The following is an 11,807-nucleotide window of genomic DNA, read 5'->3' as shown; positions in this document are numbered from 1 at the left end:
GGCTTGAAGAAGAGGCTTGTTTAGTGCACCCATTTTTTGCGGATTACTTACAAAACTTATTTTTTATGGGCTTGACATATTACCAGATTGCTTTCTTAGGCGAATGCTGCGTACCTCCATAGCTAATTCCCGAGGCACAGACAACCAAATAATATTTGTTTTATTTGGTGAGGTTTGCACCCGAATGACCTGGGCGGTACCGATCCATTGGCCTTGTCGATTTAAAGCATCAACAACGGTTTTCGCCTCCGGCAAAGGAGAAAATTCATAGGGAATTTTAACTAAGGCCGCATCTTTTCCATACGTATAGTCAACAACAAAAATAGACAACCCAGGGCAGTGAGTCATACATACTCCACAGCCATTGCAAAGTTCTTCATTTAAAGAAGGACAATCATTAATTTCCTTTACGGTAATAGCCCCCCGCGGACAAGCATCAGCACAAGGATTACAGGGAATTTGCTGCATACATTCGAATAAAGCGATTGGACCTTTCGCAAAGCGCTCTTGTGACGGCATTTTATCCAACCTCCTCTAAAACAACTTTGCTAAGTCCCGTGCAAATCTTCACACTTGCTGGACCAGAGCGCAGAGCACTCAGTTGTGACTTAGCAATCTGAAACTCATCTGTAAACGAATCCTTTTTATGTCCTAAGACGGAAGCAACATATAATCCTGCTAATTTCCCTTCGACCATGGCGGCCGAAGCTTCTTCGACTCCTGAGACATCACCAGCTACATAAATATCTTCATGTGTTGTTTTCATGTTGGCATCACGCATTGGTACATAACCACCTAATTCTGCTGCAAACTTCATTTCACAATTTGCCTGCCACAACAGCTCTGTCAAGGGGCTTAGGCCAACAGCCAAACAGAGCCCATCGACAGCAATATATTGTTCACTTCCCGCAATCGGCTGCCATTGTTCGTCTAGTTGGCAAATCGTAACACCTTCTAAGCAGGAGTCACCATGGGCTGATTGTATCGAATGAGATGTATAAATGGGTACACCATGACGCTGCAGCTTAGCCGCATGAACACGATAACCTCCTACTTGTGGTGCCGCTTCTACAATGCCTGCAACTTCAACACCTGCCTGCAGTAATTGATAGGCTACAATTACACCAATATTGCCAGCACCAATCATCAGTATTCTTTTTGCTGGTATTACTCCATGCACATTCATTAAGGTTTGAACTGCCCCTGCGCCATAAATACCTGGCAAATCATTATTAGGAAAAGCCATGGTTTTCTCAGAAGCACCAGTTGCGATAATAATTTTTTTAGGTCTGACCGTGCAAAATTCACCTTCATGGGAAACCGTAACTACTCCATCTGGATAGATTCCCAGTACTACAGCATTCTTCCAAATGGTAATACCTGAAATATCTGAACTCTGGCTGATTAATTTTTCAGCTATATCCATTCCACGCTCACCAGCAAATTCTGCCTTCGAACCAAAAAATTTATGAGTTTGTTTAATTAACTGACCACCTAAACGATCCGCCCGTTCAACAAGCAATACCTTTGCACCAGCCTCTGCAGCATGAATGGCAGCCATTAATCCAGCCGGGCCAGCTCCTATGACTAAGATTTCTGTCGTTATCATACGATCTTCCCCTTCCCTTCTTGGGTCTCAACTACCATACCAGCGCGAAGAGGCTCAATACAAACCCGTACATTCGGAATTTTATCAACTGTCATCAAGCATGATGAACAGTTTCCAATGGCACAGAAGAGACCACGAGGACGATGGCGTCCATGACTATGACGCAATACCTTTACATCAGCCGCATGCAGTGCAGCCGCAATTGGCTCTCCCGCAACTCCCTCTATCGTTTGACCATTCAATGTGAAGGTCACCATATCTTGCTTTGGAAATGTCAGTATTGGATGGTTGACAATTCTCATAGTTAAACACCTCCTGCTCTATTCCTAATGCAATAACCGTGCCAACTATATATTTTTTATATTATAAATTGAATAACAGCAGAAAAAACAATACTACAACTTTTAACCACAGAGGCGCAGAGAACCCAGAGAAAACATAGATAAGGGATAAAAGTTCTCCTCTGTGTTAATCATGTTAGCTCACATCAATATAAAAAAGTGCCGAACATCTTCTTTCGGCACTTTTTCTGTATCTATGTTGATTACTGATCTCTTATGACAACGTTTTTCATCTATCATTCGACGATAGCGTCAATTTATTGACACTCCAATCCCAGCTTCTGCATCTTGTAATATAAAGTGCTGCGAGGAATACCGAGTTTCTTTGCTGCAGCAGCTTTATTAAAATGATACTCCGCCAGAACCTTCGCAATCACTTCTTTTTCTAGGCTTATAGTTTTTTCCAACAAACTGCCTTCCATAGCGCAGGGATCTATGCTTTCCACAGGAAAATCTAATTGACAGAAAGTAACTGGGAGATTATCGATACCCAATTGATCACTATCAGCTAAAATCACTAGACGCTCTAATACATTGAATAGCTCTCTAATATTGCCAGGCCATGGATATTGGATAAACGATGCCATGAGTGCGGGATTCACCTTTGAAATTTTTTTATTGTGAATTGTGCCATAATGTAAAACACCTTTATGAACTAATTCAGGTATATCATCTAACCGGTCACGCAATGAAGGCAAGGACACCGCCACTACATTTAGGCGATAATATAGGTCTTCTCGAAATTCACCGTTCTTAATCATTTCTTCTAAATTACGATGAGTCGCAGCAATAATACGAACATCAATATGAATCGCTTTGTTGCCACCCACACGATAGAAGCTCTTATCTTGTAGAACTCTTAATAGTTTCACCTGCATGTCTTTCGGCATATCTCCCAGTTCGTCTAACAAAAGAGTTCCCCCATTTGCTTGTTCCAATAACCCCACTTTTCCTTTTCGGTCAGCTCCTGTAAATGCTCCAGGCTGATAACCAAACAATTCACTTTCAAATAGACTAGGAGAAATCGCTCCACAGTTTATAGCAATAAAGGGACCGGTAACTTGACTGGCATCATGAATAGCACGGGCAAATAATTCTTTTCCTGTACCGCTTTCCCCACGCAGTAATACTGGAACAGCCGTTGCTGCAACACGTCTGGCAATGCTAACCGCTTCGCGAATCGCGCTGCTATGACCATACACAGTAGAAAAGGAATCAGACTGGGAATGAATTTTATCAATTTCTTGCTTTAGAGTTTGTACTTCCTGATGAGTCTGAGATAGTTTTTGATTTAACTGCACCACTTCCGTAATATCCCGTTCCGCACAAACTCCACCAATTACCTGACCTGATAGCTTTACTGGCCTTGCGTTAATTAATACATGAGTATCAGGACAGGGAGTATGATATTCTTCATGAACAGTGCGCCGTTCCTTCATCACTTTAGTTAACATTAAATTGGAGAAAAATCCTTCAATCGGGCGCCCAATGATTTCATCAGTGGCAATTCCATATAAAAGTTCGGCATGATGATTCCAGACTACCACTTTGTCAGATTCATCAATAATGCATATTGCCTCATTGACCGTATCTAACAGCGCTTCTAGTCTGGCCTGCTGCAATTCATATAAGGTTAAAAGATGCTGAAAGCTCTCTATTATTTTTTCTGATTGGTCTGTTTCAAGGTAACTGCGAAATTCTTCAATGGACAAGGAACAATGAGAATTCATAAAGCATGCCTCCCTTATAGTATAAAAATGTTTCAAGCTCCTGCATTATAGAAGATAACTATAAACTTTACTAAACAAAAAAGACGCTTCACACAGAACTAAAATCAGTCCCTGTACAAGCGTCTTTGCTTGTGTCAGTTAATTGACACTTTTTTATTTCATTATAGAATAAGAAGTTATAATAGGCAATATCTAATTTTAACTATTTATAACTTAACACAAATAGATCTCAATTCTTTCTTTATTAGCACCAAGACGTTTTCCCCTTTTTAGCAAAACAGAACCTATTTCACCCGTATTTTTTATATGAGTTCCCCCGCAGGGAACTTTGCCAAAACCATCAATCTTCCAATATCTGATTTCCTGCTCTTCATCACTAAATTCGCTTAGAATTGGAGCATTCGACTCAATCATTTCCTCAATCCGCTTTTGAAGCATAGGAAGAACCTCTGAAATATTTCCATTCCATTGAAAATCTATTCTTGCTTTTTCTGCAGTTATATTAGCACCGATTTTGGGAGGATTGTTAAAATTCTGGACCATCAGCTCCAATACAATCTCTGCGGCAAAATGCAGCTTCATAATTTTATATCGCTTCTCCCAATCAATAACCACTTTCACTTGCTGACCCACCTGCAGATCATGAGCTGCATCAATCTCATAAACAATTTCTCTGCCAATTTTTTTGGCTGCTGCTACTGGATACCCATGAATCGTTCCAGAATCTGATGCCTGACCGCCAGAAAAAGCAAATAGAATTGTTTTATCAAGAGTTATATGATTTCCCTCAATACGTGTTACCGTTGCAATACATTGCGTCAAATAAGGATCTTTCCAAAACAATTTTTTCATAAGTATACTTTCACCTCATTTCACAATTCAGACTTTATTCTATTTATAATTAGTAAATTTTCTGGATGTCGATACCATTTCGCAAAAAGGCAGCTTCAATTTCCTCTACATGGCTGTGTCCATTTGTCTCTACGGTTACTTCCAGCTGAACCTGTTTAAAACTATCCATCACTTTGGATTGATTATGATCTAATTTTATAACATTTGCATTTAATTCAGAGATAATTTTGGCAACATGTAATAATTCCCCTGGTTTATCAGGTAAATTGATTGTAAAGCAGAATAGCCTTCCTCTAAAGACTAAAGCTTTATTTATAATAGCTGAGATCGTTAAAATATCAATATTTCCGCCGCTAACTAAACAAACCACTTTTTTATTCCTGGAAGATATTTTTTTTAAGCCTGCCAACGATAATGCCCCTGCTCCTTCTGTAATGAGCTTATGCTTTTCGATTAAGAGTAATATTGCTTCTGCGATATCAAAATCAGAAACGGCAATGACTTCGTCAACAAATTCTCTGATAAATTCAAAAGTTAATGTACCTGCCCTTTTTACAGCAGCACCGTCTGCTATGGTATCCACTTTATCCAACTCTATTACTTGATTATTCGTCAGAGATTCTTTCATGCAGCATGCACCTTCTGGTTCAACTCCGATAATTCTGATACTTGGCTTTAACATTTTTGCAGCAAAGGCAATGCCACTTGCTAAACCGCCTCCACCGATAGGAACTAAAATTTCATCAACATCTTCTAATTCATTCAGAATTTCCAAAGCCACTGTTCCTTGACCTAGAATTACATCCAAATCATCAAAAGGGTGCACAAAGACATAGTTATGTTCAGCCTCCAGTTCTCTGGCTTTTTTATAGGCCTCATCATAGCTATCTCCATATAATACAACTGTTGCCCCATAATTTTTGGTAGCTTCTACTTTAATAATAGGCGTAGTCGCAGGCATGACGACAGTGGCTTTAATACCCAGTATTTGAGCTGCATAACCTACACCTTGTGCATGGTTTCCCGCTGAAGAAGCGATGACTCCTCTGCCTTTCTCTTCATTACTTAACTTACTCAATTTATTAAAGGCTCCACGGATTTTAAACGCACCTGTAACTTGCAGGTTTTCTGGTTTAATGAATACAAGATTACCACACTCATTACTAAATACGGGGCTTTCAATGAGTTCTGTTTTTTTGACTACACTTTGTAAATTCTTCTCCGCAGCATAGATATCTTCAATTGATATACAAGAGTTCGCTACATGAAAAATACTATTATTTTGCTTAAACATACATTACCTCCAATAATTTTGAATATAAAAAACTCGTCCTTGAATATATACAAGGACGAGTTATTACCCGCGGTACCACCTTATTTGCAAAGCTATGCCTCTTCAGTTCTATCAAACCTAAGCCCAATAACGTGGCTAACCCGGCATTTCTTACTAATGTTCAGAAATACAGTTCCGGAGGGATCTTCCTCCACCGCTCATTGTCGACTTTCACCATGTGCCGACTCTCTGAAAATTTGCAAGTGGTCTACTTACTCCGTCATTACTCTTCTCCATTATGCTTTGAAATGAATTCTACCATTTTACCTTTACTAATGTCAATATTTTTTTATTATTTACGGTATTTTTGTAACCTTATTCTCAATGTGTTTTATACAATAAAACATTTGTTTTTATATAATGGTTATCCCTGTGCTAATAAAACTTCTAGTTCATCCAATAACTGACTGAATTTAGCTAAGGTGATTTCAATCGGCTGAGGAGTGGACATATCAACACCAGCATTTTTTAATATACGGATTGGTGTATCAGAACCGCCTTTTTTTAGAAAATGATTCGTATATCGTTCTTGGGCAGCTTCGCCTTCGGTTTGAAGCTGCTTAGCAAACGCCGTTGCAGCAGAGTATCCTGTAGCATATTGATAAACATAAAAATTTCGATAAAAATGTGGAATCCGGGCCCACTCAATATCAATTTCTTTATCTACGATCATTTCTGGGCCAAAGTACTTCACATTAAGATCATGGTAGATCTCCTCCATAAGATCTGCAGTTAAGGTCTCGCCCTCTTCACTTCGGTCATGAATCTCTTTTTCAAATTCAGCGAACATTGTCTGCCGGTACAGAGTCGTACGAATATTTTCTAAGTATTGGTTCAGCAAATACATCTTTTCTTTTTTATCCGCTGTTTTTGCTAACATATAATCAATAAGCAATATCTCGTTTGTAGTTGAGGCAGTTTCCGCTGTAAAGATGACATAATCTGCGGTGGGATACGGCTGGCTTTTAGCACTATAAAAGCTGTGCAATGCATGCCCCATCTCATGAGCAAGGGTAGATGCATCACTAAAATGTCCATTATAATTTAAAAATACAAAAGGATGAACGCCATATACCCCCCAAGAATAAGCACCTGAACGTTTCCCTTGATTCTCATACACATCAATCCAATGAGAGGAAATGCCCTTATTAAAGTCTGCTATATAGTCCTCACCGAGAGGAGCCAAAGCATTTTTTACAAGCTCCAAAGCCTCAGGATACGATATCCGAATTTCTACATCCTTTACCACCGGAGCATATAAGTCATACATATGTATCTCCTCTAGACCTAGTGCCTTCTTCTTAAGGGACACATAGCGATGCAGAGGAGTCAGGTTGCGATTTACTGTGGCTACAAGATTATCATATACTTCTACAGGGATATGATTCGGCATAAGAGCTGCCTCTTGTGACGATTTATAGTTATGGGCTTGAGCAAAAAAGACATGCTGCTTGACGTGTCCATTTAGTGTTGCTGCCAATGTATTGCGATATTGACTATAAGAACCTAAAATTCCGTCAAAAGCATCCTGACGAACACGACGATCAGAAGAACGTAGATAATTACTGTAGCGACCTTCACTTAATTGAACTTCTTGCCCTCGTTCATCCTGAATTGAGGGAAATTTGACTTCTGCGTTTGCTAAAACATTAAAGATGGTTGCTGGTGCGGCAGCTACTTCTCCCGCCCTAGATAACAATGCTTCTTCCCGCGGTGAAAGCACATGCTGTTTTTGCTGCATCAAACTTTGTAAATAGAATGAATATACACCTAATCCCTTTACCTGCTTTTGCATTTTTTCCAGTCTCTCTGCTGGTATTCCCACTATTTCAGGTTCAATAAAGGCTATTGCAGTATTGACTTCAATATTTAAAGACTGAGCCTTGCCAGTTAATGCCTGATATTTATTATCTGCTGTATTTTCATCTTGATGCATTCGAGCATAAGGATATAGCTTTCCTGTAATCTTGGTGATATCATCTCTAAGCATAAGACAGGCTAACAGATTTTTTCCGGAACTATCCAGCTTCCCCTTATATTCACCGACCTTAGGCAACATTTTTTTCACCTTATTATAGTCAGTCTGCCACTCCTCGTCGCTTCCATATAAATCTTCAAGATGCCATTTATACTCAGCTGCAATTTCCTCACGACCGGGAATTTGGAACGACTCCACTTCTGCTCCCATAGCACTCGAAGTAGAAAATAGCATAAGGCTAAGAGCAAAAGGAACGAAATGAGGTTGTTTTGACATTAGCATACTCTCCTTTCATATCCGATCTAGTTTTTTTTACTACTTGAGCTCTGATCCACCCCCAGCCACTCCTGTCTGTTTTGACTCATATTCTTTGCATTGTGAATTAGAGCTTCAAGAGACGTCAAATCCCGCGTACTGCTTCCGTAACTGGCGGCAGTAACCATAGTACCATTCCCTACCTGGTATACGCGCTGCTCTAAGGTAATATAACTTGTATCTTTCTCATTTTTAATTTTATATGCTTGGATCTCAGGCACTACTACCAAATCACAGCTTGCAGCAACTGCTTTTTGAAAAATATCTTCATTTCCATCTTCTGTATCTAGTACATATCCTGGTAACGTATTTCGATATTCATCGTATAGAGCTTCCTTCATATAGGTAAATTCACTCTGCAGCTCTTTAGGCAATTGATTTTGTATCGGTGCAACATATACTCTTGCCTTACCAGGAGTCATCATTGTTTCATTTGGTATTGACAATTCTCCAGCTAATACAGCTTGTTCTCTTTTTTGATAATAATTTTTAATCGCTAAATCCAGATATAAGGCAATTTGATGCGGATCAGCATTTTGGTTACTTGGAGTCTGCCAGCGAATTTCTCTCCCAAACTGTTCATATCCTCCCACTAGCTTCTGCAGTGCTCCAGTAACAGGATCACCAGTAGTCACAACGCGAGTAAGATGCAAGGCAGGTTCAAACTTATCTCGAAATGCCTTATTGCCCACTGCTGGCGCACCAAAGGTAATCACCTCCACCTGCTCTGGTTTTACGCCCATATCAAGGAGCCTGGCTCCCCCAATGGTAGCTCCAGCACCACCTAAACTATGACCTACTAAATATACTTTCTTTTCCTTGTCTTCCAGCAGCATTTCCAGCAATGATTTATCGGAATTACTGTCTACAGCGAGCACTTCCCTATTTAATCCGGCTTGGACATATTGATTAAACCCTTTGTGCACCTTCGGAGCCGTATCTGGAATATTTCTAAGAAGGGAATTAGCAGTAAACTCTTCAGGGGTTCTTCCCGAAAAATAAACTTTACTTACACGCAGATCAACTTTTACATCTTTTACATTTTCAGTCCCCACTACAGAAAGCATATACGAAGGTACTGTATTCCCCTGCTGAATCTTTCTAGCTACCAAAAAACGAACATCTGCCTGAGCGGTTTTTTCGCGATACGACTCTATTTTCCAGCCATTCTGCTCCAGCGCATCCCGAGCAATATTTCCTTCACGATCACTATATGCAGCCGTACAGGCAACAGCAGCTAAATATAGATTCCTGGCCTCTTCATATTCTTCTAGTGCCCCTGCACTGCCAATAACAGGCTCAGAAAGCAGCAGCATACTAATTATATATAAACAACATATTATTTTTTTTAAACGCTCGTTTCCCACTACTACTAACCTCCTCTTTGTTTAACAATGGCAGCACTAAACTTAATGCCTATTGTTCAACATTATTATAAGGGTCCCATTCCGTCATCGTTGATAAATGCCCGATCGCTTTCTGACTATCAGCTAGTAATTTTTCTTTATCTTGTGGAAGTGTGCCTGCTAAAGCTACGTAATTGGATATATGATTGCTGCGAAAAAGGCAATGAGATTCAATCGGTAAATCAATTCCATGAATCAGTTCATACAATTCACCCATTATTTCAACTGGCGATAAAATTTCAAATTCTCCGCGCTCAAATTCTGCACGCAATTCACTTCCCCGGTACATCATCAACGTTAAAGCACTAAGCATTGTCGGTCGAATAGCATTTACTGCCTGAGCAGTATGATAAGCATGCTGCCTTGAGCCCACCTTTCCTCCAAGGCCAATTATGACCATTAGAGATAACTTAATGCCGGCAGCCACCACCTTCTGCCCCGCCTCAATGGATTGCTGTGCAGTAACCCCTTTATTCACATGACGTAATACTTCATCATCCCCCGACTCCATGCCATAATACACCAGTTTTAGTCCGGCTTTTGATAAATCTTGCAGTTCTTCAGGTGTTTTTCTTAAAATATCATTGGGTCCTGCATAACAGGATACTCTGCGCAATTTTGGAAAACTCTCTCTCAACAATTTTAAAATTTCCAAAAGTATATCGGTCGACAAAACAAGAGCATTGCCATCTGCTAAGAAGATACGGCGAATAAAATCCTTATATTGCTTGGCATGGTTAATTTGCTCCATAATTTCATCCATCGTTCTCGTACGGAAATTGACACTTCTGTACATATTACAATAGGTGCAGCGATTATGCGAACACCCAATAGTTACTCTTAAAATAAAACTTTCCGCCTCACTAGGCGGACGAAATACAGGCCCTCCCGCAGTATCAAAATACATACACTTTCCTCCATAATAAAAACATATAAAGTAGGACCTACAATACGATCTCCACTTTATCCCCGATTATAATTTCATCCTCACTGACTAAGGAGTCATACGCAAGCAGTGTAACTCCTTTTTGAGCGGCAAGTCGTAAAGCTGCAGCAAATCCCGGATCAGTTTTACAATTAGGACTAAAGCTTTTTACCTCTTTCATCTGAACCAGGAAAAAAATATATCCCTTATAGCCCTCTTCCACTGCCTTTACCATTTCAAGCACGTGTTTAGTCCCTCGGAGAGTAGGGGCATCAGGAAACATTACCAGACCATCCTCTTCTAACGTGACACCTTTTACTTCAATAAAACCTCGGCAATCAGCCGACTCAAAATAAAGATCAAATCTAGACTTTCCATAGGTTACTTCTCTTTTCACCATTTTTATATTTGTGATTTCCAAAATTCCTTTAGCCTGCAATGCTTCAAAAACAACAGCGTTGGGAACTTGCGAATCAATATTAATCAAACGATTTTCTTTGTAGATGCCAATAATCGAAAATCTGGTTTTTCGCTCCGGATTTTTGGCTCGCTCCAGTATTACGATCCTTCCAGCAATAAAAAGCTCTCGACATCTGCCTGTATTTTTGACGTGAACCACTTCTTCGATTCCATCAACTAGCACATGGGCAATAAATCGATTGACACGTTTTATAAAAATACCTTGCACAATATCACTATATTTCATGAATACCTGCCATTTATTTCTCCTTATTAAACAGTGGAACAAATTGCCCATATCCTGCTTTTTCTAACTCTTCTTTAGGGACAAAACGCAGCGCCGCCGAATTAATACAATAGCGTAATTTGCGAGGTGCAGGACCATCATTAAACACATGCCCTAAATGGGAATCTCCCTTCTTACTGCGTACTTCGGTACGAACCATGAAATGACTGACATCTTGTTCTTCTCTGATGACCTCTTCCATAATAGGCTTGGTAAAGCTAGGCCATCCGCAGCCAGAATCAAATTTGTCTAAAGAAGTAAACAAAGGCTCTCCCGATACAACATCCACATAAATACCATGCTGGGTATGATTCCAAAATTCATTTTGGAAAGCAGGTTCAGTTGCTTGATTTTGTGTTACCTCGTATTGAATTTGGGTGAGTGTACGCTTTAGTTCTTCCTTATCTTTCATTCATAACACTCCTCTTTTCAAATGCTGTCTTTCGTAATATCCTACCCTACTTTCATGAATTTAACCTATGTCTTTTATACCATACTATCAGGAACTACACAACCCTTGTTTTTAAACAAGAAGTCCCGCAACATCTTTATAATAAACTGCTGAAGGACTAT

Annotated in this window: 11 protein-coding genes and 1 other annotated feature; all 11 genes read right to left on the bottom strand. The window is 39.7% G+C overall.

What is annotated here, in order from left to right; genetic code table 11:
• Positions 1–63: 63 nt before the first annotated feature.
• The 11 genes from BMZ99_RS16030 to msrB all read right to left on the bottom strand — a co-directional run bounded on the left by BMZ99_RS16030 (position 64) and on the right by msrB (position 11,646).
• Complete coding sequence (locus tag BMZ99_RS16030) at positions 64–519, bottom strand: 4Fe-4S binding protein (RefSeq protein ID WP_090939415.1); 456 nt, start codon at positions 517–519, stop codon at positions 64–66.
• Position 520: 1 nt separating this feature from the next.
• On the bottom strand, positions 521–1,609 hold the full coding sequence (locus tag BMZ99_RS16025) for an NAD(P)/FAD-dependent oxidoreductase (RefSeq protein WP_090939412.1): 1,089 nt from the start codon (positions 1,607–1,609) through the stop codon (positions 521–523).
• Positions 1,606–1,911 (bottom strand): (2Fe-2S)-binding protein, encoded by a 306-nt coding sequence (locus BMZ99_RS16020; RefSeq protein ID WP_090939409.1) that lies wholly within the window; start codon positions 1,909–1,911, stop codon positions 1,606–1,608. The genes BMZ99_RS16025 and BMZ99_RS16020 overlap by 4 nt, the downstream gene beginning before the upstream one ends.
• Before the next feature lie 296 nt (positions 1,912–2,207).
• A complete protein-coding gene (locus BMZ99_RS16015; protein ID WP_090939406.1) occupies positions 2,208–3,680 on the bottom strand; it encodes a sigma-54 interaction domain-containing protein in 1,473 nt (490 codons plus the stop codon).
• 213 nt (positions 3,681–3,893) lie between these two features.
• Positions 3,894–4,532: an alanyl-tRNA editing protein gene (locus tag BMZ99_RS16010; RefSeq protein WP_245755008.1), complete on the bottom strand. Its 639-nt coding sequence runs from the start codon at positions 4,530–4,532 to the stop codon at positions 3,894–3,896.
• A 49-nt stretch (positions 4,533–4,581) separates the two neighbouring features.
• Positions 4,582–5,826, bottom strand: coding sequence for a threonine ammonia-lyase (ilvA, locus tag BMZ99_RS16005; protein ID WP_090939400.1), 1,245 nt, complete (start codon positions 5,824–5,826; stop codon positions 4,582–4,584).
• Positions 5,827–5,874: 48 nt separating this feature from the next.
• Positions 5,875–6,098: a binding site (T-box leader), on the bottom strand.
• A 131-nt stretch (positions 6,099–6,229) separates the two neighbouring features.
• Positions 6,230–8,119 (bottom strand): oligoendopeptidase F, encoded by a 1,890-nt coding sequence (gene pepF / locus BMZ99_RS16000; protein WP_090939396.1) that lies wholly within the window; start codon positions 8,117–8,119, stop codon positions 6,230–6,232.
• 26 nt (positions 8,120–8,145) lie between these two features.
• Positions 8,146–9,525, bottom strand: coding sequence for a lipase family protein (locus tag BMZ99_RS15995; RefSeq protein WP_090939393.1), 1,380 nt, complete (start codon positions 9,523–9,525; stop codon positions 8,146–8,148).
• Positions 9,526–9,574: 49 nt separating this feature from the next.
• Positions 9,575–10,471, bottom strand: coding sequence for a radical SAM protein (locus tag BMZ99_RS15990; protein ID WP_090939390.1), 897 nt, complete (start codon positions 10,469–10,471; stop codon positions 9,575–9,577).
• A 37-nt stretch (positions 10,472–10,508) separates the two neighbouring features.
• Positions 10,509–11,195, bottom strand: coding sequence for a DNA/RNA nuclease SfsA (gene sfsA / locus BMZ99_RS15985; protein WP_090939387.1), 687 nt, complete (start codon positions 11,193–11,195; stop codon positions 10,509–10,511).
• Positions 11,196–11,208: 13 nt separating this feature from the next.
• Positions 11,209–11,646 (bottom strand): peptide-methionine (R)-S-oxide reductase MsrB, encoded by a 438-nt coding sequence (gene msrB / locus BMZ99_RS15980; RefSeq protein WP_090939384.1) that lies wholly within the window; start codon positions 11,644–11,646, stop codon positions 11,209–11,211.
• Positions 11,647–11,807: the final 161 nt, after the last annotated feature.

Source organism: Pelosinus propionicus DSM 13327 (genome assembly GCF_900114615.1).
Lineage (GTDB): Bacteria > Bacillota > Negativicutes > DSM-13327 > DSM-13327 > Pelosinus > Pelosinus propionicus.
Note: the sequence above shows the minus strand (reverse complement) of the source record. Positions and strands in the feature narration are given on the sequence as shown.

What these genes read in the sequence shown, in the direction of transcription:
- BMZ99_RS16030 (WP_090939415.1), bottom strand. Translation starts at nt 519, where the DNA reads ATGCCGTCACAAGAGCGCTTTGCGAAAGGTCCAATCGCTTTATTCGAA.
- BMZ99_RS16025 (WP_090939412.1), bottom strand. Translation starts at nt 1,609, where the DNA reads ATGATAACGACAGAAATCTTAGTCATAGGAGCTGGCCCGGCTGGATTA.
- BMZ99_RS16020 (WP_090939409.1), bottom strand. Translation starts at nt 1,911, where the DNA reads ATGAGAATTGTCAACCATCCAATACTGACATTTCCAAAGCAAGATATG.
- BMZ99_RS16015 (WP_090939406.1), bottom strand. Translation starts at nt 3,680, where the DNA reads ATGAATTCTCATTGTTCCTTGTCCATTGAAGAATTTCGCAGTTACCTT.
- BMZ99_RS16010 (WP_245755008.1), bottom strand. Translation starts at nt 4,532, where the DNA reads ATGAAAAAATTGTTTTGGAAAGATCCTTATTTGACGCAATGTATTGCA.
- ilvA (WP_090939400.1), bottom strand. Translation starts at nt 5,826, where the DNA reads ATGTTTAAGCAAAATAATAGTATTTTTCATGTAGCGAACTCTTGTATA.
- pepF (WP_090939396.1), bottom strand. Translation starts at nt 8,119, where the DNA reads ATGTCAAAACAACCTCATTTCGTTCCTTTTGCTCTTAGCCTTATGCTA.
- BMZ99_RS15990 (WP_090939390.1), bottom strand. Translation starts at nt 10,471, where the DNA reads ATGTATTTTGATACTGCGGGAGGGCCTGTATTTCGTCCGCCTAGTGAG.
- sfsA (WP_090939387.1), bottom strand. Translation starts at nt 11,195, where the DNA reads ATGAAATATAGTGATATTGTGCAAGGTATTTTTATAAAACGTGTCAAT.
- msrB (WP_090939384.1), bottom strand. Translation starts at nt 11,646, where the DNA reads ATGAAAGATAAGGAAGAACTAAAGCGTACACTCACCCAAATTCAATAC.